This is a genomic window from Pseudomonas emilianonis (assembly GCF_023072625.1).
In the GTDB taxonomy this organism is placed as follows: domain Bacteria; phylum Pseudomonadota; class Gammaproteobacteria; order Pseudomonadales; family Pseudomonadaceae; genus Aquipseudomonas; species Aquipseudomonas paraveronii.
Genome location: NZ_JAKNRV010000002.1, coordinates 37805 through 60412 on the forward strand (window position 1 = coordinate 37805; position 22608 = coordinate 60412).

The 22608-nt window shown below is 56.6% G+C and carries 38 protein-coding genes, 1 tRNA gene and 2 pseudogenes; 26 read left to right on the forward strand and 15 right to left on the reverse strand.

Annotation, left to right across the window (positions count from 1 at the left end; translation table 11 throughout):
* Positions 1-23: 23 nt before the first annotated feature.
* The 14 genes from L9Z73_RS00495 to L9Z73_RS00560 all read right to left on the reverse strand — a co-directional run bounded on the left by L9Z73_RS00495 (position 24) and on the right by L9Z73_RS00560 (position 7936).
* Positions 24-221, reverse strand: coding sequence for a hypothetical protein (locus tag L9Z73_RS00495; protein WP_247395598.1), 198 nt, complete (start codon positions 219-221; stop codon positions 24-26).
* 131 nt (positions 222-352) lie between these two features.
* Positions 353-478: transfer RNA gene (locus L9Z73_RS00500), tRNA-OTHER, on the reverse strand.
* Positions 479-714: 236 nt separating this feature from the next.
* Positions 715-1677: a hypothetical protein gene (locus tag L9Z73_RS00505; protein WP_247395599.1), complete on the reverse strand. Its 963-nt coding sequence runs from the start codon at positions 1675-1677 to the stop codon at positions 715-717.
* 38 nt (positions 1678-1715) lie between these two features.
* Positions 1716-1874 (reverse strand): zinc finger domain-containing protein, encoded by a 159-nt coding sequence (locus L9Z73_RS00510; RefSeq protein ID WP_099494182.1) that lies wholly within the window; start codon positions 1872-1874, stop codon positions 1716-1718.
* 290 nt (positions 1875-2164) lie between these two features.
* Positions 2165-2710, reverse strand: coding sequence for a hypothetical protein (locus tag L9Z73_RS00515; RefSeq protein ID WP_247395600.1), 546 nt, complete (start codon positions 2708-2710; stop codon positions 2165-2167).
* Complete coding sequence (locus L9Z73_RS00520) at positions 2707-2973, reverse strand: hypothetical protein (protein WP_104902918.1); 267 nt, start codon at positions 2971-2973, stop codon at positions 2707-2709. The genes L9Z73_RS00515 and L9Z73_RS00520 overlap by 4 nt, the downstream gene beginning before the upstream one ends.
* Positions 2970-3653 (reverse strand): recombination protein NinG, encoded by a 684-nt coding sequence (locus L9Z73_RS00525; protein WP_247395601.1) that lies wholly within the window; start codon positions 3651-3653, stop codon positions 2970-2972. The genes L9Z73_RS00520 and L9Z73_RS00525 overlap by 4 nt, the downstream gene beginning before the upstream one ends.
* Positions 3650-4237 (reverse strand): DUF1367 family protein, encoded by a 588-nt coding sequence (locus tag L9Z73_RS00530; protein ID WP_247395602.1) that lies wholly within the window; start codon positions 4235-4237, stop codon positions 3650-3652. Before L9Z73_RS00530 ends, L9Z73_RS00525 begins: the two co-directional genes overlap by 4 nt.
* Complete coding sequence (locus tag L9Z73_RS00535; RefSeq protein WP_247395603.1) at positions 4230-4421, reverse strand: DUF1382 family protein; 192 nt, start codon at positions 4419-4421, stop codon at positions 4230-4232. Before L9Z73_RS00535 ends, L9Z73_RS00530 begins: the two co-directional genes overlap by 8 nt.
* On the reverse strand, positions 4418-5206 hold the full coding sequence (locus L9Z73_RS00540) for a hypothetical protein (RefSeq protein WP_247395604.1): 789 nt from the start codon (positions 5204-5206) through the stop codon (positions 4418-4420). Before L9Z73_RS00540 ends, L9Z73_RS00535 begins: the two co-directional genes overlap by 4 nt.
* Positions 5193-6170: a phage replication protein gene (locus L9Z73_RS00545; protein ID WP_247395605.1), complete on the reverse strand. Its 978-nt coding sequence runs from the start codon at positions 6168-6170 to the stop codon at positions 5193-5195. Before L9Z73_RS00545 ends, L9Z73_RS00540 begins: the two co-directional genes overlap by 14 nt.
* Position 6171: 1 nt before the next feature.
* A complete protein-coding gene (locus L9Z73_RS00550) occupies positions 6172-7023 on the reverse strand; it encodes a BRO-N domain-containing protein (RefSeq protein WP_247395606.1) in 852 nt (283 codons plus the stop codon).
* Positions 7024-7084: 61 nt separating this feature from the next.
* Positions 7085-7702, reverse strand: a complete 618-nt coding sequence (locus L9Z73_RS00555; protein ID WP_247395607.1) for a hypothetical protein — start codon at positions 7700-7702, stop codon at positions 7085-7087.
* A 54-nt stretch (positions 7703-7756) separates the two neighbouring features.
* Entirely contained in the window at positions 7757-7936 is a 180-nt protein-coding gene (locus L9Z73_RS00560) for a Cro/CI family transcriptional regulator (protein ID WP_247395609.1), read from the reverse strand.
* 109 nt (positions 7937-8045) lie between these two features.
* Here L9Z73_RS00560 and L9Z73_RS00565 point away from each other — a divergent pair, with 109 nt between their 5' ends.
* The 25 genes and pseudogenes from L9Z73_RS00565 to L9Z73_RS00685 all read left to right on the forward strand — a co-directional run bounded on the left by L9Z73_RS00565 (position 8046) and on the right by L9Z73_RS00685 (position 21862).
* On the forward strand, positions 8046-8702 hold the full coding sequence (locus L9Z73_RS00565) for a LexA family protein (protein WP_247395611.1): 657 nt from the start codon (positions 8046-8048) through the stop codon (positions 8700-8702).
* Between the two features lie 75 nt (positions 8703-8777).
* Positions 8778-9038 carry a hypothetical protein gene (locus L9Z73_RS00570; RefSeq protein WP_247395612.1) on the forward strand — a complete coding sequence of 87 codons (261 nt, stop codon included), beginning with the start codon at positions 8778-8780 and terminating at the stop codon, positions 9036-9038.
* 8 nt (positions 9039-9046) lie between these two features.
* Positions 9047-9271, forward strand: a complete 225-nt coding sequence (locus tag L9Z73_RS00575) for a hypothetical protein (RefSeq protein ID WP_247395614.1) — start codon at positions 9047-9049, stop codon at positions 9269-9271.
* A gap of 5 nt (positions 9272-9276) precedes the next feature.
* Entirely contained in the window at positions 9277-9498 is a 222-nt protein-coding gene (locus L9Z73_RS00580; RefSeq protein ID WP_247395617.1) for a hypothetical protein, read from the forward strand.
* 126 nt (positions 9499-9624) lie between these two features.
* Positions 9625-10248, forward strand: coding sequence for a hypothetical protein (locus tag L9Z73_RS00585; RefSeq protein WP_247395619.1), 624 nt, complete (start codon positions 9625-9627; stop codon positions 10246-10248).
* 2 nt (positions 10249-10250) lie between these two features.
* Positions 10251-11381 carry an XRE family transcriptional regulator gene (locus tag L9Z73_RS00590; protein WP_247395621.1) on the forward strand — a complete coding sequence of 377 codons (1131 nt, stop codon included), beginning with the start codon at positions 10251-10253 and terminating at the stop codon, positions 11379-11381.
* A gap of 122 nt (positions 11382-11503) precedes the next feature.
* Positions 11504-11722: a hypothetical protein gene (locus L9Z73_RS00595; protein WP_247395624.1), complete on the forward strand. Its 219-nt coding sequence runs from the start codon at positions 11504-11506 to the stop codon at positions 11720-11722.
* A 104-nt stretch (positions 11723-11826) separates the two neighbouring features.
* Positions 11827-12153, forward strand: a complete 327-nt coding sequence (locus L9Z73_RS00600) for a DUF2388 domain-containing protein (protein WP_247395648.1) — start codon at positions 11827-11829, stop codon at positions 12151-12153.
* 187 nt (positions 12154-12340) lie between these two features.
* Entirely contained in the window at positions 12341-12559 is a 219-nt protein-coding gene (locus L9Z73_RS00605) for a hypothetical protein (RefSeq protein ID WP_247395625.1), read from the forward strand.
* A 363-nt stretch (positions 12560-12922) separates the two neighbouring features.
* On the forward strand, positions 12923-13435 hold the full coding sequence (locus L9Z73_RS00610) for a hypothetical protein (protein WP_247395627.1): 513 nt from the start codon (positions 12923-12925) through the stop codon (positions 13433-13435).
* Positions 13436-13602: 167 nt separating this feature from the next.
* Entirely contained in the window at positions 13603-13854 is a 252-nt protein-coding gene (locus tag L9Z73_RS00615; protein WP_247395629.1) for a DUF1654 domain-containing protein, read from the forward strand.
* 425 nt (positions 13855-14279) lie between these two features.
* Positions 14280-14573: a hypothetical protein gene (locus tag L9Z73_RS00620; protein WP_247395631.1), complete on the forward strand. Its 294-nt coding sequence runs from the start codon at positions 14280-14282 to the stop codon at positions 14571-14573.
* Positions 14574-15155: 582 nt separating this feature from the next.
* Positions 15156-15356, forward strand: coding sequence for a hypothetical protein (locus L9Z73_RS00625; RefSeq protein ID WP_247395633.1), 201 nt, complete (start codon positions 15156-15158; stop codon positions 15354-15356).
* A gap of 445 nt (positions 15357-15801) precedes the next feature.
* Positions 15802-15993 carry a hypothetical protein gene (locus L9Z73_RS00630; protein ID WP_247395635.1) on the forward strand — a complete coding sequence of 64 codons (192 nt, stop codon included), beginning with the start codon at positions 15802-15804 and terminating at the stop codon, positions 15991-15993.
* A gap of 21 nt (positions 15994-16014) precedes the next feature.
* Positions 16015-16200 carry a DUF551 domain-containing protein gene (locus tag L9Z73_RS00635; protein ID WP_247395636.1) on the forward strand — a complete coding sequence of 62 codons (186 nt, stop codon included), beginning with the start codon at positions 16015-16017 and terminating at the stop codon, positions 16198-16200.
* A gap of 19 nt (positions 16201-16219) precedes the next feature.
* Positions 16220-16486 (forward strand): hypothetical protein, encoded by a 267-nt coding sequence (locus tag L9Z73_RS00640; protein WP_247395638.1) that lies wholly within the window; start codon positions 16220-16222, stop codon positions 16484-16486.
* Positions 16464-16694 carry a hypothetical protein gene (locus L9Z73_RS00645; protein ID WP_247395639.1) on the forward strand — a complete coding sequence of 77 codons (231 nt, stop codon included), beginning with the start codon at positions 16464-16466 and terminating at the stop codon, positions 16692-16694. Before L9Z73_RS00640 ends, L9Z73_RS00645 begins: the two co-directional genes overlap by 23 nt.
* Positions 16691-16918 (forward strand): hypothetical protein, encoded by a 228-nt coding sequence (locus L9Z73_RS00650; protein ID WP_247395640.1) that lies wholly within the window; start codon positions 16691-16693, stop codon positions 16916-16918. The genes L9Z73_RS00645 and L9Z73_RS00650 overlap by 4 nt, the downstream gene beginning before the upstream one ends.
* 57 nt (positions 16919-16975) lie before the next feature.
* Positions 16976-18136, forward strand: coding sequence for a hypothetical protein (locus tag L9Z73_RS00655; protein WP_247395641.1), 1161 nt, complete (start codon positions 16976-16978; stop codon positions 18134-18136).
* A 53-nt stretch (positions 18137-18189) separates the two neighbouring features.
* Positions 18190-19179 (forward strand): RecT family recombinase, encoded by a 990-nt coding sequence (locus tag L9Z73_RS00660; protein ID WP_247395642.1) that lies wholly within the window; start codon positions 18190-18192, stop codon positions 19177-19179.
* Positions 19179-19841: a lambda exonuclease family protein gene (locus L9Z73_RS00665; protein ID WP_247395643.1), complete on the forward strand. Its 663-nt coding sequence runs from the start codon at positions 19179-19181 to the stop codon at positions 19839-19841. The genes L9Z73_RS00660 and L9Z73_RS00665 overlap by 1 nt, the downstream gene beginning before the upstream one ends.
* 2 nt (positions 19842-19843) lie before the next feature.
* On the forward strand, positions 19844-20086 hold the full coding sequence (locus tag L9Z73_RS00670; RefSeq protein WP_247395644.1) for a hypothetical protein: 243 nt from the start codon (positions 19844-19846) through the stop codon (positions 20084-20086).
* Positions 20083-20543: pseudogene (locus L9Z73_RS00675) on the forward strand (hypothetical protein). The gene L9Z73_RS00670 and the pseudogene L9Z73_RS00675 overlap by 4 nt, the downstream one beginning before the upstream one ends.
* A gap of 81 nt (positions 20544-20624) precedes the next feature.
* Positions 20625-20966 carry a hypothetical protein gene (locus L9Z73_RS00680; RefSeq protein ID WP_247395645.1) on the forward strand — a complete coding sequence of 114 codons (342 nt, stop codon included), beginning with the start codon at positions 20625-20627 and terminating at the stop codon, positions 20964-20966.
* A gap of 263 nt (positions 20967-21229) precedes the next feature.
* Positions 21230-21862 carry a hypothetical protein gene (locus L9Z73_RS00685; protein ID WP_247395646.1) on the forward strand — a complete coding sequence of 211 codons (633 nt, stop codon included), beginning with the start codon at positions 21230-21232 and terminating at the stop codon, positions 21860-21862.
* An 11-nt stretch (positions 21863-21873) separates the two neighbouring features.
* Here the strand turns inward: L9Z73_RS00685 and L9Z73_RS00690 are convergent, their stop codons facing one another.
* Entirely contained in the window at positions 21874-22176 is a 303-nt protein-coding gene (locus tag L9Z73_RS00690; protein WP_247395647.1) for a hypothetical protein, read from the reverse strand.
* 80 nt (positions 22177-22256) lie between these two features.
* Here L9Z73_RS00690 and L9Z73_RS00695 point away from each other — a divergent pair.
* Positions 22257-22592, forward strand: a pseudogene (locus tag L9Z73_RS00695) (DNA cytosine methyltransferase); the annotation flags it as partial.
* Between the last annotated feature and the right edge of the window lie 16 nt (positions 22593-22608).

A 22608-nucleotide genomic window follows, 5' to 3' on the forward strand; every position in this document is an offset into this window, starting at 1 on the left:
GGGCTTGCTGACTGATACTTCAATCAGTTGTCGGGGTGCTCGCTCGCAACTGAATCGGCGGCGTCCACGTCCGACATATCCTCTTCGAGAGGTGCGCCGTCATCCGGCGGCAGCGGAGTCGCATCACCATCCCGATGCGGATCATGACCCGTCTCGTTATCAGTGCCGCGCGTCACTTCCTGTTGAGAAATGTTGCCTGGCGCACTCTTATCAATGTCCATGCTGACTCTCCGTTCAAACGCTCGGAATATCCGCGCTTAAACATGGGAGTCGGTAGGTCGCAGCGAGTGCCGAACACTGGACGAACGGCGCAAAGCAAAAAGCCCCGCACGGTGGCGAGACCTAGAATGGGTGCGGATGGACAGGGCTCGAACCTGCGGCGCCCTTGGTATTGGTCCGTGGCGACCACCTCAAGCAACTAGCCACGCAGCCGGCGTTACCCGGCAATTCAACCTTTGGCCACTCAATCACCATCCGCATAACGCGAGGGTCTTTCCCCTCCTGTCCGCCAAAGACCTTCAAGGTCTCGCGCCACTCTGGAAGTCAGGTGTGAACAGAGTACGCGGGCTGCCGGTGTTTTTCCGTAGCGCTGCACTACCGGCTTATCAGCGTCCAGGCATCCCCCGAAAGGCCACCCTGGCTGTGGCGAGCCTGAATCAGAAATGAAAAAGCCCAGCGCGACGGCTGGGCTCTATTACGCAAGGAGATAGAAGATCATGGAGTCCAGTAAGCAATCTTGCCGCCTGCACCAACAGCTATAAAATTGCCGTTGCCGTAGGCGACGCTCCGGATATCGGTTCCTGCGAAAGTGTTGGCTTGCTGAACCCAGCCGATCCCATCCTCGGAAACGGCTGTCTTGCCGCCGTCGCCGACAGCTACATACTTGCCATTACCGTAAGCAATGTCGCGGATGATGGTTCCACCGAAACTGGTATCTTCAACAGCAGTCCAGCTAAGCCCATCGGATGAATATGCCATCTTGCCATCCGCACCAACGATAAACATTTTCCCGTTGCAAAGCTTCATGGAAAGGATGGTGCTATAGCCGAAGGTGCTGGTTCTGGTCGTGAATGTTTGCGGATTATCCGTCGCCATCTTCACAGCGCTAAGCAGCTTCCCATTCGATCCCGCAATCAACACAAAACTGCCAATGACGTTGACGCAGTACACAGTCTCGCTAGAAGTGAAGGTCGTAGTGCGCTCCACCTGGCCTGACCAATCGCCATAACGGGAAAAGACTTTACCGTTAGACCCAACCAGTATCCAGGTGTAGTTCTCGCCGTAAATTGGCTGATAAAACACAATGCCTTGCAAGTCTCCGGACGCGCGAACAGTTGCCGTAAGGTTTGTCCAAGCCCTTTCAGGGTGGTCTGCGCTGCCGAAGATCAGATTGCCGGATTGAGAAAGGGCTTGAAGCGATGACCCAATACCGTTCCAGTACAGCTCGTTGAGGACCTTTCCGCTATCAGAGGTGATGGCGCCCATAAGCTTGGTCCACGCTGTACCAGTTGCGCCTCCGCTGACAAGCTGAGTGGTTGTGGGAAGACCGTTGCCACCAGCCGCATAAAACTTGCCTTGCGCAAAAACCACGCGCCTAAGCATGCCGGTGTTATCCACCGGTTGTACTTGAGTCCAAAGATCTTGCAAGGTTTGAGACGCTGAGTTTGCGTTTTCCATTTTAAACTCCGTTACTGAGCTGATTTAAGTTCAGGCCTCTATATTGGGCGTATGGCGCTCATGGGCGATTGCTCGAGGCTCGCGGCCTTCACATGATTCAGCGTCCCACATCGGGAACATTTGATCTGGAGCTCTGTAAACCCACCCGTTCGGGCGAGAAGTCTTTTGCAGTTACCGCATCTGAATTCTTTCAACATCTGCAATGCCTTTTGATTTCTGCTAGGCTCCGTCCCGCTCTCGAGAGCAAGGGGGCCTTGGCTGGCTTGCAGGCTGGTTCTGCGATCTGGTGACTACAGGAAGTGGTCAGACACTCCCTGGAGTCGCCCTCTCTTTTCTCGCACCAACGAAAAAGCCCCGAACTTGTCGGGGCTTTTGCGTTTCTGGCAGGCATAAAAAAGCCCGACACAGTGGCCGGGCTTTTTTCCTAACTCCTACACACGCAGGAATGACAGGATGGGCAGATAATGGCTCATTGGCTCACTCGTCGTCAAGCGGCTTGTGTATCAATGAGTCCATCCGCATCCAGCAGGGCTTGAGCGGACACCAAAGCCTGATCCACTTCCCGCTCCAGCGTCTTGCGAATGTCACGCCTCCACCGCTCCTGGGTCTTAATCGGATGCGGTTCGTTTGACCAGTTGTCCATCTCGTACCAGCCGGCCGGTAGGACGTTGGTGGAGCGCTTCCCGTCCACGCCTGGCAACCGAGGCATTGCCCAGGTAACCACAGCGCAATGCAGGAACCGCTCCGGCGCAGGCGAACGCATCACGCGAGTCAGCTCCGCGATCGCTGCATGCTTGCGGTCGGTATGGGTTGAGTACTTCGCCACCAGCGCCCGCCAGTGCGCTGGGGTGAGCGATTTGTGCAACCTACCGAACACCCAGCAGTCCTGGAGAAACGCCGCCTCCTTGCCGACGATCTCCCCCTTCTGCTTGGCGCACTGCACCTTGGGCTCGAAGTCGCAGCCGCCGGCGGAGTTGATGGTCTCGGCGGCCAGCGCCCGAACTACTGCTGAAACAACATTGCGATAGGTCATGCTGCGGCCCTCCGAGCCAATTTCAGTTCACATTTTTTGCAGCGATCCCAGTTGCCAGGCTCGAACATCGGCATTTTGTCCGTGCTTACCGTGTCGATTCCGCAGATCGAGCGCCAGAAATATGCCCTGCCTTGCGCTGTGATCGCAGCGAATTCCTTTTCCTGATTGAAGTAGTGGGCCTTGCCCGTGATCGGGAACATAGGCTTCAGCCAGCCCTTTGATGGCCTACTTGCGCCGCCAGTGATTTGCGCAATCTGCGTCATGCTGCAGCCCTCTTCAGTTCTCTGGTCTTTGCCCGGTACTCGGCGGTGATGGCTTTCAGTTGCTCGACTGTTTCCTTGCGCGGCTCGTGGTCGGCTTCCAGCGCCTCGACAGCCTCCAGGCCGATGCGGGAGATGAGGCCGGTGCGGAAACCCTGGGAAACCGTCTCGCCTTTTCGGGCGAACTTCGAGGAGCCCACGTTACAGCTTTTGCACTGGAGCCAGATATTGCTGGGCACAAGCCTGAGTTCTGGCCTGGCACCCTTACCGAGGAAATGCCCCGCATCGAATGCGCCGCCAGTCTTCCAACCCTGGGCCGCCAGAATCGACTCCTGCGACTCGCCGCAACTGATGCAGCCGCTGCCGATGCTCAGTTCGTAGGTACGGCGGTAGTCGCGTACCGCCTTCTCTGCATCCTTAAGGTGGTCGGCGCGACTTTTCAGGGCCTCCTTGCGGACCTTGATCTCGCGGCGATCGACATCTGCCAGGGCTTTGCGAGCGCTTGCCTGCCCTTTCTCCGACTGACCGTGAGCGATGGCGCACTCGATCTCCCCGCACACGGCCTGAGAAGCGCGCACGGGCGTGAACATCACGCGGCATGACGGACAGCGCTTCCTGCGCGCGCAGCTCTGGATACCACCGGACCGGAGCGGCGTCTTGCGCTTCAGCTCTGTGCGCTTCATGCAAAACTCCCAATCTGGTCGGCAGCGCTCAAGGCCGCCTCTTCGGTTTCAAAATGTGCAGACAGCACCAGGCGCCAGCAGGCGTTGAACACGTCGCGGTAAAGGGGCTCAAACGCCGTATCGTCCATTGACGCCCAACTGATCGACTTGGCCTCCTTGCGCACGCCGTCGGGCGTTCGCACCAGGTGGAAGTGACCGGCTTCGATCGTCACCCATTCACGGAATGCCTCGCGGGACTTGTCCACGGCAGGAAAGCGCTCAGCCCTGGCCGACTCTAGGCCGGTGATGTACGCATCAACCGCATGCGACAACTGCCCAGGCTTTCCACTCTGCGCCTCGAAGAACTTGGCCAGCCCCTTGATGCCGCGCATCTCCTGACGCGGCACGAGGCCGCCAACCGGCTCCCAGTACTCCCACGCCAGGTCCAGCATGGAGAAGAACTTGCCGTGGAACTTGGCGTTACGCATACGGGTGAACTTGCCATGGACAACCTGGCCCAGCTTCCATTTCTGGGTCAGCTCACGATCAGCCTCGGTGGCCGGCATTAAACCGTGAGCAGTGCGGATAAGGGCGAGTTCAGCCATTGCTCACCTCCGCCGCTTCTGCGATCACTGCCATGCGCTCCAGGCGCTCGGCGGCCTGGCTCGAAAGGTTCACGCCGTCGGCCTCATCCACCACCGGCATGCACACGAAACGGATTCCGTGCTTGACCAGGGCGCTGGCCGCCTCAAGGGATTGGCGTAGCTGTGCTGGGTTTGCTCGTTTCATGGTCGTGACTCCAGTTCCTGGGCCTGGCGGATCAGCAGCGCCCGGCGATCTGCCAACTCATTGGCCGCTTCAATCCGCATTTCGAGCTTCCGTTCTTCGTTGGCGTTGCGCATTTCCAGCATCGAGTTCTTCACGATCTCGAGCCTTGCGCGAAGAGCCGGCTCCGGCCGGGTGACGGTGCCAGTGAGCAAGCCAGCAATGGCCCGACCGTCCTCGGTGATCAGCTCAACGCTCAGGTCTGCCAGGTACTTCTGGCCGTGGTCACGGGGAATGCGTTTCAACTCCATAGCCCTGGTGACCGCCTGGATACGGCGATTGGCATCGAAGCCCACAGAGACGTGCCAGTTGACCGGCTTAGCGTCTTCGCGGGACTGGCGGACAAACCGTTCGTATGCGCTGATGAACGCCATGCGCGCGCCAACCTTGTCGCCGGCGTCGAGGACAGGTTTCGCCGCGGAGAGAGCCAACTGAATTTCGTCGGTCAGCACCACGGTTTCGAATTCATCGTTGGTGGTCATCGCGATGGCCCAGGCCTCGTCCTTTCCAGGGCGGCCGTCATAGGACTGGACGCGCTGCAGGATGTCGGCCATAGCCAGCTTGCCCTTCACTTCGAAGCGGCAGGCCTTCAACGCGGCTTTGACGACAGGCACCGGGTAGGCACAGAGGTCTTCGGCCATCATCGCCGCCGTACCGGGGTTCATTTCCTGGCCCATGGCCTCGGCCGTTGCACAGATGGCGGCGGCAAGCCCAGCGACCTGCTGGTCGTTCATTTCAAAGGTATTCATTTCGGTCACCTGATTGGCGTTTGGCCAAAACCATCTGGGCGGCCTCCTCCGCCGCGGAAAGATTCGCCTCCGTCCGTTCCATCTGGCGGGCGGTTGTGCCGTTGATGCGCTGCCCGGTCACCCACTGGGTGTGGTAGCTCTCGGCGTTGGCTAGCAGCTCGTTGAGGCTGTGGCACTTGCGCAGAACGGCGGCATCGCTGGTTTTTAGGAAGTGGGCGGCAACGTGGTGGGCGACATCGGCGCCGAGGCGGTCGACCAGTTGGCCGAGCTGACCACCGACCTTGGCGTTCCACACCGGCCAGGCGCTGTAGCGCTTGCGGTAGGCCATGGCGTAGTTCGCCCAGACCTTGAAGGTTTTGCAGGTCTGGTCTTTGGGGCCGGGCATGTCGGTGGGGATCTCAACCCGAGGAGTGTCGGTGCGATCGACCACCAGAACCAGGCTGCAGGACTGAGCCGGCTTGCCGGTGGCGTCCTGCAAGGACTGACTGGTGTCCTGATTGGTACCCTGATGATTGGTATCCTGATTTGTCGGATATTTTTCCGACCCTAGCTCGGATTTTTTTCCGATCTTGCTCGGAGATTTATCCGAGGTAGATCGGATAATTTTCCGACCTTTGTTCTTGGGTGGGGTCGGATATTTTTCCGACCCGTCGAGCTTCTGATTCCATTCGACGGCCTTCTCAGTCAGCCGGAAAAGCGTGATGTTCGAAGTGCTGGAAAGCTCAATCAGACCCGCCTCTTCCAGGGCCTTCAGCATGCGGTAAGCGGTGTCCGGCTTGTCAGTGAGCAGCGGCAGCTCCTCGATGATCTTGGCCTTGCTCAGCGCGAAGAAGATCCCGTCATCAGTCTTGATTGGCTTGGTCCAGCTCGGGCAGCCATAGACGAAAGCGAACAGCAGGGCCTGCTGAGAATTCAGCCCCCACTCCAGCGCCTTCACCTGGTTAATCGTGACGGTGTATTGCATGTCAGGCCTTCCCGACCTTTGCGGCCAATTCAAGAAAGCGATCCGCGTACCAGTGAGGCTGCGTCTCGCGGGGGCATTGAGGGCTGGTGAGGTTCTTGCCGTAGGCCATGCCCTTCTCGGTCACGGACCAGAAGTCGATCATTTCTTGCTTGGAGTTTTTACGATGGAGAATCTTGAGTAATCCGTGAGCCTCCAGTGCAAGGTTGAAGGCGCGGGCCGTGCTGGCGATGGCGTTATCTTTGATCAGGGCGGTGATTGCCTTGGTCGGCATCGAAGACCCACCAACGGCATCAGGGGCAGCGTCCACGGCGTAACCCGGGAGGAACTTGGCATCCAGGCCATTGTTGGCGGCGATCTTGGCCAGCATCAGCATTTTGCTGGATGGTGCGGGCTTCAGTAGGCGGTCGAAGCACTCAAGGATTGCCAGCTCGCCGACGATCTTGGAGTTGTTCGGGCCCTGGGCAGAAAAGGTGCCGGTCTTGCGGATGCTCGGCAGGACCTGGCCCACCACCCACTCTTCGAACTTCTCGGCGGCCGGCAGCTTGGACTTCATCACCAATCGGTACAGGTCGCGCTCCGGGATAATGGTCATGAAACCACCACCCTGTTTCGGGGTAGTGGTCGCGGCCTTGCAGTGGCGGGCCACGGCGTTCTCCGGCTTGGAGTAACCCAGGGCATCGGCGACGTCGCGCGCGATAAACCATGGATCGCCGAGCTTGTCGGTGATGACCCGGATCGCGGCGCCGTCGAAGTCGAACGGAATTACTGAGGAGTTGCGCGCCACGTTTTCAGACTGCGAAAAACGTGGCGCGGGAATGTTGGGGGTATTGACGGGGATAGATTGTGTATTCATTATTGCCTCGCTGAAGTAGCAATGAGCCAGGCCACGAACCTGGCTTTTTTGTGCCCGGGATTCAGGCGATAGATTTCAGATTTGGCCGGGCGTCCTTGAGCAACTGCTCAGCCTTGCGCCCCAACTCCCCTGCCTTCGCTTCAACCTGGCGGCACTGCTTGGCGAACGCCGGCAAGTGCGGCAGATCCAGTTCGCACATCACCTGGTCGTCAAACACTTCGCTGCCGGTATCGATCACGTCGCCCAGTGCGCGGATCAGCGCGCCGAAACTTTTGTTCGCGCATTGATCGCTGGTCATCTGGCGGGCACCGGTCAGGCCATGACGGCTCGCCAGTTCATTGATGCAGTGGTCGCGGAATTCAGGCTCAAGGGCGTTCACCCAGGACTCTTCCAGCCAAGAAGGCATTTCCTGATCGCCCGACAGCCAGCGCTGTACGCGCTTGAGCCAGCGGCCGGTCGCCTTCACAAACTCGGCCACATCGTTCTGGGTGGTCAGCGCGGCGAAGTCCGGCACCTCTTTGGCGATCGCCTTCTCCGGGCACGACAGGTGCAGGTCACGACTCAGTGCCTGGGCGAAATCGTCTTGGCTCAGGCTGGTGCGCGCGATCTGGTTTGCAGCGTGGGCGACCAGCACCTGATCACGGGTTTGTACGGTGTGTCTGGAACTGGACATTTGCATGGGGACTGCCCTCTTCTAATCTGGCTTCAATGGGGCGGCGCACAGGGATGTCGCTTAGGCTGCCTGGGCCTTCTTTACGGCCTTAAACTTCCCCTTGGAGAGAACCTGAATCTGGTACTGCCGGGATTCGGGAATGGTTTCCCCCCACATGGTCACGGCGCTTGGACGAATGCCCAGGGCCAATGCCAGCTTTGTCTTGCTGCCGAAGAATTCGGCGACTTCATGCGTATTCATTGCGCATCCTCGTTCGACTCTGATTCAATTTCAGCATGCTTAAGTTATTGCGTCAACGCCGTTTTCTGCCTACTGCATGCTTAAATTCAGTTAACTTAATATTGGGTCCATGGAAAGACACGAACGTATTGCCCGAGCCATACAGCTCAGCGGGAAAAAGAAGGGGGAAATTGCATCGCTTTGCGGCGTCGCAAATTCTGCCGTCACTCAATGGATTACTGGGGAGAGCAAGAGCCTCCGGCCAGAGAACCTTTATGCCTTGGCGAAAGCGACCGGGTTTCGAGCCGAATGGCTTGGTATTGGCGAAGGTGAAGAGCGGGAGGCTTCAGAGTCGAACATCTCCGTTGCGGTCCAGCCCACCAAATCATTCCGCTACCCGGTAATTAGCTGGGTTGCCGCTGGCGCCTGGGCAGAGGCTGTAGAGCCCTACCCGGCCGGCTTCTCGGACAGCTATGAGTTTTCGGAGTACGACTCCAAAGGCACGGCGTTCTGGCTGAAGGTGAAAGGTGACTCGATGACGGCCCCTGCAGGCCAGAGCATCACCGAGGGCACCCTGATCCTGGTCGATACCGAAGCCGAGGTCGCGCCAGGTAAGCTGGTCGTGGCCAAGCTGCCGGATAGCAATGAAGCGACATTCAAGAAACTCGTGAGCGACGGCGGCCGGCTATTTCTGAAACCGCTGAACCCAAGCTACCCAATCGAGGCGGTCGACGAGAACTGTCGGATCGTGGGTGTAGTTGTGCAGGCGCTGCAGAAGTTTTATTGATCATCGCCGGAGCAGCTCCAAAATTATGGTGATGGCTCCACGCCAGATAGCTGATTCAACTGAGTAGGACTCGGGATGAACGAGGCAATCAAGCAGATTACCGAAACGCTAGACCAACAGATGGAGCTGAATTTTTTCATGGCCGGGAAGCTGATAGACCTGTCGCCTGCTGACGATCGAAAGCGACTGAAAAAAGAACTGCATACCAGGCTCAGCCTGCTTAGAGAGCGAACACTCGAAGCGACAATAGCCTTGGAAGACTTAGTAGGGCGGGGAAGCTCTCCGCAGGACTCGCTGCTGTCGAAGCTCGTCAAATCCTTCAGGCGAAGTGTATAGGAGGCTCCATGTCTCTCACCAAACTCAACCAGCAACTGCGCCGCGACCTCAAGGCCATCGCCTTCAACCTTGAGCAGTCCTGTATCGACCTGGGAAAGCTGGCGGAAAAGCTCAGCGATGCCGATGCCATAGCCCTGATGGGGTTGGTGGGCACGCTCTATGAGGAAGCCGATAGGTTGGTGGGGTATGCCGAGGAAGTGAAGACCGGCCAAATAAAGCGGGTTACGGAATAGCTCAAATGACTGCATGGCGAGAGCAGAGCTTCTGGAGCAAGGTTGGGGTCATTGCTTGGCTGGCGGTGCTTATGGTGATTCCTGGTGCTTCCGACGCGGTCGGGCTGGGCGGAAACCAATACGGCCGTAAGCGCGTGTTCAGCCCTGGCTTCCTCATGCTGTGCGTTTTCGTGGCTGTGTTTGAGCTGATAGCGCTGAACCACTTCTATGGCGTCAGGATGAGGTGAAAACGTAAATGATGGTGCGGAAGTTCAGATAAAGGCCTCTGGGCTAAGCACCTACCATGCAGGTTGACATTTTTTAGATTTTAGGCAAAATGGTTGACACGAACCCAGTCAACCAGGTGCTTCGCTATGCCGACCCTACCGCAAGTCATTGATACCGACCTCTCCTTCGACAAAATGGCAGCGATCTCAAAAGCCGTGGCCCTTGGCTATAGGGCTTCCCAAGAGATTATCCGAGGCAACGCCGTCCTTGGGACGAACGCTATGGCTGCTTCTGGCCATATCAAAAGAGCATGCGTAGACCACTTTCTTTCTGCTGTACCTGCGTCGGCACCCGAATCCGGTATAACTGCAAGAATAGAAAGCAACAGAAATGGATCATCCAAACACATTGTATTGCGGTCCGGTCGTTTGATAATCACAGCGCATAACGTAAACAGCTCAAGAACTAAGATGCTCAAAAGCTCACTTTACAACAAAGTCCTATCAAGCCCGAACATGGATTTATTTTCTCAGATTTACGACGAAAGCGAAAATGAAATCGTGTGCGGTCAATTATTGCACGGTTCTAAATCAAGCTTGGAATTTATGAGCTTGGTTATTCCAGACGCGAACTGCAAGATGTCACTCTATACACGTCAAATACCACTACCTAAGCTTGAAGAGGTTCGTGAAGAAAAAATCGAGGACAACCTCGATAATCTTTTTGAACAACTCACCAAAGAATTCGAAAAAAGCAAAAAAGCTCGTTAACTATGAAATTTAACCCTACACGATTAACTGAAGCTCGTCAGGCAGCCGGCTTTACCATGGCCGCACTCTCTGATCGTATCGGGGTTACCCGGCAGGCAGTGTCGATTTTTGAAAAGGGAACGAAGACACCTGCTTATGAAAATGTTACCAAAATAGCTAACGTGCTGGAGGTGAGCGTAGATTTCTTTTACTCCGCATCGAAGCCAATTCAAGAAATCACTACTCCCTCTCACTTCAGAAGTTTCAAGACAACGGCGAAAAAATCACGCACCAAAGCAGTGGTACAAGAAGCGTGGTTTGCTGAGTTCTCTCAAGCTTTACTCGCCGATATAAACTACCCAGGCGCAAGCATCTACAAATCACCACAGGAAGACTTTACAGAGCTTTCTTGGGATGACATTGAGAACATTGCACTTGAAGCTAGAAAATTCTGGAAGCTGGGCGCGGGACCAATCAGCAATATGACAAGGCTATTGGAGAGTAACGGAGTATTTGTTGCTCAGCTATCCATGGACCGCCAAACGCAAGCTTTCTCCAATTGGAGAGGTAATCTTGCATACATCATTACAGAGAAACAAAATAGCAATGCACGTCACAGATTCAACTTGGCGCATGAGCTAGGTCATTTGATAATGCATACAGCGGTATCTGATGAGGATCACGAAGACGACGAGCTTGTTCAACTGAAAGAAGATCAGGCAAATTTTTTCGCGGGTGCTTTCCTATGTCCTCGCCAGTCAATACTGCAGGAGTTCACATCTTGTTCACTTGAGGCATTGATTCATCTTAAGAGAAGATGGGGCATCTCAGTGGCTGCTTTGGCTGTTAGAGCACGAGCCTTAGGCTTGATAACGGAAAACCAGAGCATATACGTATTTAAGCAATTAGCGGTCCTCCCAGGCGGCAGGAAAAGCGAACCACTTGATAAAGAAACACCCAAAGAAACCAGTAAGCTCATCAGTGATATGATTGATTTTTTGGAGGCTAAAGGAAGATTCTCAAAGAATGACATTGCGAGACTAATTCCACTGCCCGCGAATCGTCTTGCTGAAATGTCAGCAAAGCCTGAGTCATACTTCTTGATGACTGAAGAAGTACCTAATAACGTCATTTCGTTCCAGCTGCGCAAGTAAAATAGCCCGGCCCAGCGCCGGGCTTCTTGTATCTGCCCTTCCCTTCAGCAATCTGGCGATCGGCGGCCATTACTACGCATTCTCATGGGTTAAACTTGGGTTGAGATATGGAGGGAATACCAATGGAAAAGTCGAAAACCGCAGAAGAGATTCGAACGCTTCTGCTGTCCCAGCGTCCCGACCTGAGAGATGAGCTTGCGAAGATTTCCGACCTTGAGGTGCTGCAGCTCACGGCATGCGCCTACAAAAGCGCGATTGATATCAAGGAAGCCGAACTGATTGAGGTAGAAGCTCGCCTGGACGACGCCGCAAGGGCTCTATTTTCTCCTGTACCCCACTGACTTCATTAAGGCCATGCAATTGGACGGGCTTCTTGTACTGCCCCCCGATCAGAACTCTACTCTGCTAAGGTGGCGCACTCTGAATGCAATGGAAGCTTCGAAGAATGGACTCATGGAAGACACTGGCGATCGCCCTACTGGCATCTGTCAGCACTCAGGCCGTATCAGGTGATGGCGCCAACCCTATCGCTGCCGCGATATTTCTCACGATTTCCGCGCCAACCATTTTAATTGGGGCGACCACATCCCTCACGACCGAGCCGCCTGAGATTTTCAAGTCAGCCAAGACTGACGCTCTGGCCTTCATCGGTTCGGACGGGGAGATACGCGGCGCGGAGTTTGAGCAGGCGTCCAGATACTACCAGTCGACCTATCCTTCTCCGCTCATGTCAGACATGCAACTGGCCCAGGCGATAGCAACTTCATTCTGATACCAACCTTCAAGCCAGCCGCCACACCAAACCTTTCGTTTCGGCGACATCCTTTTCACCTGGCATTTACAGGGCAGAGTGCAAAGTCGCCCTACTCCTTTGAAGAATTCCCTTTAGGTCCGCCCACAAGCGGGCTTTTTTTTGCCTGCTGCTACGCTTTCACATACCCTCTAGTGGAGACAGAGCAATGCCCTCCCCCGAATACTCCCTCACCGATACCCTGGAACGAATCTACGAGAACCAGCTCGCCCTTGAGGCTGCGCTGATGGAGTTGACGTTGCTCGTCGAAAGCCAAGGCCATACGGATGCAGGCCAGAACGTCCGAGGCGCCCTTGAAGCGATTGGGGAGAACGCCGGACATATCAAGCAGGGCCTGGCCAGACTGAAGGCGCAGGAGCCGGATTGACCACCCTACCCCGGCCCGCCCATACATTGTGCAGTGCTGCAAAGCAATGCTCCGGCGTGCTGCACAAGCCTTCTCCACTCATCGCTGGTGATGAGGTCGGCACGCTCCATGGCGTCAGCCCGCCTCAGCAATTCGAAGTATTTAACCTCTGCGTCCATTCGACTTCCAGCCAGTGCAGAAAGCTCGCGCCAGCCTGTGAGGGCCAGGCCCCGCTGTGCCTCTCTCATTGATAGCCCCTAATGATCATATTCGGGAGTATGAGCCAGGTTGCAGGGGTCGTTCAGCATGATGGCACTATGACCGACCAATGGTGGCTGTACGCCACGAATGGTAAAGTTCGGGCTCAATTACGGGAGGGATACCATGCGTTTGAAAACCTGCACTCTGCTTGCTGCTTTGACGATGACCTTGGCTGGCTGCGCAGCACCTCAACATAGGATGGCGACCGCCCAAGCCGCAGCGCCCGCGATCAAGGCGCCGCACGTATTTAAGCCCATCGATTTCAAATATGACCCGAAGTCACCGGAGGCCATAAACTTTTCTCGCCAGCTAGACCTCCCAGCATGGCAATGTGACCTCGAGGCAACAACCGGCAACACGATGGTGCGATATGCGAATGCCCAAACGATTTCCGTGTACAGCAACTCGCTGATGGATTGCTTTAAGCATGCTAGGGCGCAGGGAGACGAGGCAGTGAATCGACTCAAGGCGGCCAAGGTGCCGGCTAAGCAAGCAGAGCTGAGCAAGGACCTATACGCGAAATGGTCAGCCTATCTCACCACCATGAGCCCGTATCGCACCACGGACCAACAAGCCAAATCCGCGTACCAAGCCGCCAAAGAAGCCCTGGCGACCGAGGTTAAGTTCTCTAACTAGCCTCACCACTATCACCCAGGCCCGCCCTGAGCGGGCTTTTTCATGCCCCCTTGCAAAGCACCTGCGCGAATTATTTACACGTCCCGTAGAGGCAATTCAATTCTTCCTTGCCATTACGTGGCGACACAAATACTGTATATACATACAGTTACGGTAAGGAATGCCACATGTCTCGCCCTGCTTTTTCTACCTCGCAAATGACCTCTTCCTACGAAGCCACAGGTCGGCGCCTGCAATCGCTGATTGCCGCGCCAGGCGTTCAAAAGGTGCAAGCGGTGACAGTGGCGAGGCTGGATCACGAAAGCCTTGAGGACTGGAAGCGACTGCTTGATGAGATCAGTGAAACCGCCGGTGTCCGGATTGAGCACTTGGAAGGTGGCGTAGTCAGGATCGGTTGGCGCGAGTACTTCGACGCGTAAATGAGCCCGCCACTGAGCGGGTTTTTTATCGCCGAAAATTTCAGCATTCTTAATTTATTTATTCAGCATGCTTGACACATTAATTTCAGCTTGCTTAAATTCAACTCAAGCCAGCAACGAACATCGCAGGCCAGCAGCGAAAGCCGCGCCGCTCTTTAGCGACACCCCTTGCCGGATCACTACCGGTCCAGATTCAAAGGCAGCGATGAACCGGCCTAAACGGTTCAGAGGGTTGGCAACTGACCCGGGCGTGCAGCGTAAAGCGCCAAGAACAGTTATCCAGCGGGAGAACAAGCCGAAAGGCCCGCGGTTGGAAGAACATTTGAGTCAAGCCAGTGACCGACGCCAGTTGCGGGTCACAGCGGAAAGCATCACTGAGCAGCCTTCTCGCGAGGGCTGCTTGGGATGACAACCAGGAGATAGGTATGGCCAAGAAGATCGGCAGGACCACGAAGACAGAATCAATCACTACTCGAGTAAGTCCGCGAATGCGACACCTTATGGATGTGATGGGCCGGAATCAGCGTCGGTCTCTAACCGCAGTCATTGAAGCGGCTGTTGAGAGCTATGCCACCGACGCTGAACTAAAGCTAGCGCGAAACACCTGGTCGACCGACGAGGGCGAGCGCTTGCTGAACTTGTACGGCGAGGCACCGCATCTCTGCTCATTTGATGAAGAGGTCGAAGCCAAAGCTGCTTTAGCGGCGACAGGCAAGTGAAAAGCAGATTTCACCGATAGGTCCTCGCAAGAGGGTCTGACGGAAAATCAACCGGAGAAACCAAATGCCGGACGAATTGAAGCGCTGTTACAAATGCGACACATGTAAAACCCATTCCCAGTTCGCAATTGACCGAAGCCGCAAAGATGGACGAGCAAACGTCTGCAAAGTCTGCGCAGCAATCCGCAGAAAATCTAGAAACGCGCGGCAGACCCAGGCTAGAAGGCTGACGGCACAAATGAATCCAAAACCTGCCGTAACCGAACAGAGATGCTGGGTTTGTGAGCGCGTAATGTTGCTTGATAATTTTTACAAGGACAAAACTTCGTCTACCGGTCATGACAGGTGCTGCAAATCTTGCTCGACAGAGAAGCGACGAGGCTGGAGAGGTGCCGGATATGAAAAGCACAAAGCCGATCAAATCGTCCGACAGAAGAACCATTCAAATAGCTTAAGCGATGCCTATTTAAGGCATCTGCTGGCAAAGCGGACTTCCCTAAGTAGGAGGCAGATACCCAAGGAGTTGGTCAGCCTTAAGCGCTTACAAGTCATGATCAATAGAAAAGTAAACGAGGTGAGCCAATGAAAAATGCTGAAGAACTTCGCAAGAGCCTGTCGGAAGTGTTTCAGAAACTTCAGGCCGGTGAGCTTAAGCCTGCTGAGGCTGCTGAACTGGCCAACCTCGGAGGCAAGATGATCAACAGCGCCAAGGTTCAGGTCGAGTATTACGCGCTTCGCAAAGAGGCGCCGCGTATTGCCTGGCTTGAGCAAGACTCCAAATAGGACAACCAGCGCCACGACAGCCTGTCGTTAACTGCCCGGTCACCTGCGCGCCGAAGCGCAGGCTGTATCGGATATCGCTCGGCCCTCTGTCGTGATAGCAGGGTGGCCACCTTGTCCCGAGCCTGAGCGGATTTTGTCGCGGCGAAGACGGGCAACACTCGGAGGGATTCGAGCGATATCCGATGCAGAAGCGGTGTTGAAAGCTGGGTTGAACGCTTAGGCAGCCCTGGAGAAACGCAGGTTAATAGGGCGCCAGCTATGCGTGGTTAGCCTCTCCGAGCGGTCGTCCCGAAAGGGTCCGCTCTCGCCGGGATCGCGTCCGGCCTTCCGCATCACCCTTCCCCACCTCTACCCGTCAGCACTCCTCCCCAGCGCCCATCGGCAACCAGCGGGAGGCATGAGTGTTGACGAATACAGGTGAACCAACGAATCAACGGAGACATTCATGAGCGAGCAACGAGCGCCTTATCCACGGTCGGCGGATAACGCTGACCAGATGAACCTGCCCGAGGGCAAGACTTGCGGCGACTGCGTGCATTGCCGCCGCTGCACCGCGATGTTCGGCCACATCCCTGCTGATGAGGCTTGCGACTGGAGCCCGTCGCGCTTTCGTGAAGCCCTGCCAGCCACCGCGTAACCCAAAACACTGGAGGTCGCCATGAGCGATTGGATCAAGTGCAGCGATCGGCTGCCGCCAGAAGGCGAGAAGCGCGATTACTTGTGCCTGTTCGAGTACGGCGAGATGCAGGTCACTGAGTGGCTGTACGACAAAACTCTCGGATGGTGCTTCTGGTACGGCGATCCGAGTCACTGGATGCCACTCCCACACCTTCCCACTGAATAACGCCATCCTTGAGGTGACCATGCACCACAGCATCCAATCACGCCGCGACATCGTCGACAACCTGCATCAGCGTTCCCGGATCGCCACCGCCGAATTCTACCGACTGATTGGGCGACCTGAGCCGGTGGTCACCTTCCGGATGATGGTGAAGCCTGCAGGCCGCGACTTCTTTCATGTGGTGGACAGCCGAACCGGAAAGGTCATGGGGTTCCGCCGCAGCCACAACGAAGCCTGCGCCCTCGCTCGGCGCCTGGAGCGCCTGCATGCCAACCAGCTACGCGGATAGCGCCCAGGCCAGGGAATCAGACAGGCGCTGGGATTTGCCGAACTTCGGCAAGAAGCAACACGTCGACCTGTTCCACGAGTACACGGCTGACAACCTGGCAGAGCGCGAGGCTCGGCGTATCAAAGAGCGCGCCAGTCTCAAGCTGCGTATCGGCGCCGCCATTGCGCAGATGGAGTTGATCTGCCCGCCAGTAGGAGGTGTCGAGTGAACGTTGCCCAGCGAGACCACCAGACCGCCGTGAATTGGATCGAGGGCGAGATCGACAACATGATTCGCGACCTGGGCAAGGCCAATGCCAGCGCGGCGGCAACATCATGCGTCACCTTGGCCTTCATGCTGCGGGTCATTGACGAAGCCGAGCATCGTTACTTCCGGGCGCGCATCGACAAGATTTACGCCAACTACAACGCCCCTATCGTTTCTGCCGCCTGACGGCACCACATAACCCCACCACTTTCAATGCTGCGCCTGGCGCGGCGAGGGATCGTCATGTCCAAAAATACCAACCAAGCAATCGCACAAGAATCGCTCCAAGCGAGCGAAACCGAAGAATCCAAGACGTCCATCGCCCCTGCTGTCGCCGTCACCGACATCGTGGAGTATCGGCCGCACGAGGAGCAAATCGTTCGCCTGGAAACAACTTACGCGAAGCTGGTCGTTGACTGCTCGACGAGCGAAGGCTTGGCGAGCGCGAAGGAAGTTCGCGTCGATATCCGCGATGTGCGCTACGCCCTGGATAAGACCACCAAAACCGCATTGGTGCCATATCAGCAAAAGGTCAAAGAAGCTCAGGCTCGCGTCAATCAAGTCAAGGAGTTCGGTGAAACGCTCAAGACTCGTGTGCTGGCAATTGAAGAGCCTGTCGATGAAGCGATCAAAGCCGAAGAAAAGCGTATAGCTGATGCCAAGGCAGAGCGCGAGCGTGTCGAGGCTGAGCGTGTCGAAGCCATCCGGGCAAAAATTACTCGTTTCAGTTCTGTCGCTGCCGCCTATGCGAACCGCAGCGCCGCAGACGTCTCCAGCATTCTGCTAGGCGTCAAAGAGTCGGTGATCCTGCCAGAAGAGTATGGCGAATTTGAAGCCGAAGGCACCATCGCTCGTGACAACGCCATTGAGCAACTTGAAGCGCTGCTCAAGTCTGCCGTTGAGCGAGAAGAGGCTGCTGCCAAGTTGCTGGCCCAGCAGAAAGAACTGGATGAGTTGCGCGAGAAACAACGCATCGCCGACGCCGAAGCCGAGGAACTACGTAAGCAGCGAGCTGAGGAAGACCGCAAGCGGTTGAAACAGCAGCAGGACGAACTGGACCAGCAGCGCCGAGACATGGAGGCACAGCAACGCCAGCAGCGTGAACAGCAGGAAGAGCAACAACGCCAGCAGCGCGAGCGCGAGGCACAGTATCAACGCGACCAGGAAGAGCTGGCCCGTCTGCGCGCCCAGGCTACCGCGCCTGCGCCAGTGACGACTGTAACTGCCGCTCCAATCGAAGAGAAAGCTGAAACCGCGCCTGTTGCCGTGGTTGCCGTATCCGTTGAATCCATCGACGTGGACCCGGCCACTCCCCCGGCTGACGACATTGTCGAGGTTGTAGCGCTCGGCTTCGACGTGACTATCGACACTGCTCGCGATTGGCTGCGGGCCACCCGCTTCTAACCATCCTTTCCATCTGCCGGCCGACCCACTCCACGTCGGCCACGGAGAGCGCAATGACCGATACAGACACCCAAGCACAAACCGGCCTCGCCACTTATCACGATCCATCGCACAACGCGGCCGCGCTTATCCTCGACCCAGGCACCATGCGGTCGATGAGCGACCTCGCGATGATGATGTCGAAGGGAGTGACAACCGTCCCGAAACATCTTAAAGGGAACCAAGCCGACTGCATGGCGGTAGTGCTTCAAGCAATGCAGTGGCAAATGAACCCCTTCGCTGTGGCGCAGAAAACGTTCATCGTCAACGGCGGCGCATTGAGCTATGAGGCGCAGCTCGTTAACGCAGTGATCACCGCCAAGGCGCCAGTCAAAGGTCGATTGAACTTTGAATGGTTCGGCGCTTGGGAAAACGTCATCGGGAAGATGCGCGAAGTTACCAGTAAGACCAAGAAGGACGAGGACACTGGCGAGTTTAAAAAATATCGCGTTCCTGCCTGGAGCTTTGACGACGAAAAAGGGCTCGGCATCAAGGTTTGGGCGACCTTCCGGGGCGAAGACGAGCCGCGCATTCTGGAACTTCTGCTGACCCAGGTCCGCACGCGCAACTCTACGCTTTGGGCGGAAGACCCCAAACAACAGATCGCCTACTTGGTGACCAAAAAATGGGCACGCCTCTTCTGTCCTGACGTGATCCTTGGCGTTTATACGCCCGATGAATTCGAGGATTCATACGGCGGCGAGATTGATATCACTCCCACCAAACAAGCCGCAAATATCGCTGCCGCTGCTGGCGTTTCGTTCGGCCCCAAATCCCCATCACCGGAAATAGACGGTGTATTCGCAGACCTCCTGGTCGCTGCAAGGCAACAGGACATCGACGCCTACGCGGCCGCCTGGGCAGGTCTCAAGCCGAAGCAGCGCGCAGCGATCGGCTTGGAATGCCACGAAGCCCTAAAAGGCTTGGCGGCTACCGTCGATGCCGACTTTACCGATATAACCGGCCCCAGCGGTGACCAGTCCCATTCAGAGGAGGCTGCGTAGTGAGAACTGAGCTTCAGGGCACAGAAAAGTGGCATGCGGACCGATCTGGTCGCGTGACAGCCAGCCGCTTTAAAGACGTGATGGCCTGGGGGAAGCCTGACAAAAATGGTAAGCGCGAGCCTATGGGCGCACGCACCTCGTACATGCGTGAGCTGTGCTTTGAGCGGCTGGCAAAGAAGTCCAAGCACAACGTCAGCAGTGCCTCTTTAAAGTGGGGTCACACCGAAGAACAAAAGGCTCAAGACGCCTACGAGATGCTCACGGGCAACATCGTCATACCGTCAGAGTTCATCGTCCACCCGAAGTACGACTGGCTTGGATGTTCGCCAGACGGACTTATCAACGATGACGGCGGTACCGAATCGAAGTGCCCCTTCAACGAAGCGATACACGTCAGAACTTGGCTCGAAGGCATGCCCGAGGAACACATGCCGCAAGTCCAGGGCTGCATGTTTGTGACGGGTCGTAAGTGGTGGGACTTCCTGTCATTCGATTCTCGCCAGGATGAAGAGTGCCAGCTCTACATCGAGACGATTTACCGCGACGAAGACTACATCGCCAACCTTCACAAAGAGCTGGTCCAGTTCAACTTGGAACTGAATCGCATGGTTGACGAGGTAGCAGACAAAGCTAGGGCACAAGCCCATCGTTTAGGAGCCTGATCATGATCAGCAACCACCTCAACCTGGTTGAGCAGCAGCGTCAGCACGCCGACTCAATATCGGAGCGCACGGCGCAGTTCCTGGCGGCCGGTGGAACGATCTTCCTGGGCGAAAGCCCGGCGATCAACCCGCCACCGTCGAAACGCTCCACCAAGATCGATCCCGAAACCATCCTCAAGCGCCGCAAGCCGCCTATCACGGCGGCAGAACGTAAGGCGCTGCGCAAACTCGCGGAGGCATTATGAGCAAGCGCAAGCCTCACAACCTGCAGGCGCGCATCGCCCGGTCATGCCGCTCACTGCTGGCCTCCAACCACGTCGCGGTGGTCAACATCGACCCCAGCGGTCGCCAGGCATGATCAATTACAAGTCGCTGAAGAACATCGCTCCGGGGAAGATTGGCCAGGCTGTCTGCGGCATCCCGCACCGCTGGACGATCTACCTCAGCGCGCTTTGCATCGACGCCCGCGGAGACCGCTACAGCAAGTCAGTGGAGGTCGCGCCCGATGGTGTCTACCTCTCCGACCACCTGGAAGACGTGATAGAGCATTGCTACAAGAAGCTGCGCGATGAGGCCAACCAAAGCCAGATGGTGGCTTCGGGCTGGATCGCCATCCCCGAAGCGATGTCACTGGACGAGGCGCACGCAGCGCGGATCTTCGAAGCGGTCGGCGCCTGGCACCAGGAGAAGGTCGCAGCGTGAAGCGAATCCACAAACAGGTCAGCGCGAGACGCCGACCAACCTGGCTCGCACTGCCGGCCAGCGGAATAGAAGAGGTAGGCCATGGCCAAATCAGTACAGGAACGGTCGGCCAAAGCTGCGCAGAAGCGGCTGGCGGTCGCCGAGAAGGAATTGCGGCACAAGGTCAGGCCGGGCATAGAACAGGCCATGGAGCGTATCCGGCTGCGCGGCCAGGTGCCGATCATCAGCGAGGTCCTGCAGATTGCCATCATGAAGATGGACTTGATGGCAGACGCCCAACTCATCGAGTTTTTGCGGTATCCGCGCCACGAAATCGTGATTAGCGAAAACGTGGCGCGTGACTTCCATAACGAGAGCCTGCGCGAACTTAAGCGTGACCCTGGTGATGAGATCGGTAGCCCAAGTCAGCCCTTGGTTGACTGAGTGAAAGCCCACCCAAATGCGACCGCTGCGATGATCGGTCGAATCAGGTCTGTTGTCGGCGCCATACCGGTAAATATTTGCAGGCAAGCGAATACGAAGACAACAACTGCGGCAAGGATGCCCAGCACCGAAATCCAGCGGAAATATCGTGGAAACATAAAATCACTCCCTTGAGAAGGGCGCGATCGTAATCGCAATAAGCCACTACATCAACTCTCGCTGCATCCGGTAACCGGAGGGCGGCGCCTGACTGGAGATCATCCATGGACGATCAGTTCTACCTTCAAGACAGCCGCAGCCACGCCAACGTTGGCGACGGTTTGTCGTTCTGGGGCTTCGGTGGCTCCGGATATGTCACCGATCTGGCCAAGGCCCAGGTGTTCACCCGGGACGGCGCTTGCGACCACCGCGACACCGACATCCCGTGGCCCAAGGCATACGTAGATGCAAGAGCGCGAGTAGGCGTTGACTGCCAGTATGTGACGCCGAGCGAGGCGCTTGACCAATACCCCGATGCTACTGAGTTTTACATCCAGAAGCCGCAGTGCTGGAATGGAAACAACCTGATTTGGCTTTGTGCGGACGGCGTATTCACCAGCGATCTGTCGAAGGCAGTCGCAGTGCCGAGGGCTCACACCATCACCTGGATCGGAAAGCTGGGCTCAGCAGGCGCCGTAGTGTGGCCCAAGCCATACATCGACAAGCACGCCCGGAGACTGGTTGAGCGTGACGACGTGAACATCAAGGAAGCCCTGCGCGGCACCGGCATCAAGTTGGCCAAGCCCCGCAAGCCCCGCGAGATGGTGTTCAACTGCCAGGGCTGCGGCCGGTTCATCAGTGACGAGCGACGCTACCAGGAAGACTGCCGGAACTGCGGAACAAGCAACACGCCCTGACCCGCCCTCACTTATTGCGCTGAACCTCGCAGCGCTGCATCCCTTGATGCCGAGACTGATTTGTAAAGCGCCCAAATGTTGCAAAGAAGCCGTTTCAACCCCTCTTCGGAAATCTTGCCGGAGCGAAGCTGCTTTCCGAAACCTTCGATCTGGCCGAAGTTAGATGCCTCAAGGTGTTCTGGGAAGTCCTTAGCCTTGAGCGGCCCAAGTTCACGCATCGCGCTCTCAGCCCTGTCACGCTCCGTTCCTGTGTGTGTAATGAAGGCCTCAACGGCGTTTTGCAGCAAGTAATGCTTCTCGTGAAGACCGTTCATAACTCTGCCTTTTTTGAAGTTTCAAGCCGAACACAAATACCCGATATCAACGAATCACGCCAGCCGGCGAGGATCCCCCTATGTCCGCACAACAGAAGAAACACCCCTTCGATTTCAAAACCCAATACGGACTCGGCTTCAGCTCTCAGGATGATGAGATCGTTGTCGACTTCTTCTGCGGTGGTGGCGGTGCCGGTACAGGGCTGGAAATTGGCCTGGGCCGCGCGGTGAACGTCGCGAAGAACCACAGTCCTCAGGCGATCAGCATGCACACCATGAACCACCCAGGCGCCCAGCACTTCACCACTGACGTGTTCGAGGGTGACCCGGACACAGAGTGCGGCAGCAGGGCCGTGGGCTGGTTCCACATGTCGCCGGACTGCACGCACCACTCCCAGGCCGCCGGCGGCCAGCCGACGTAGCAGATATCGG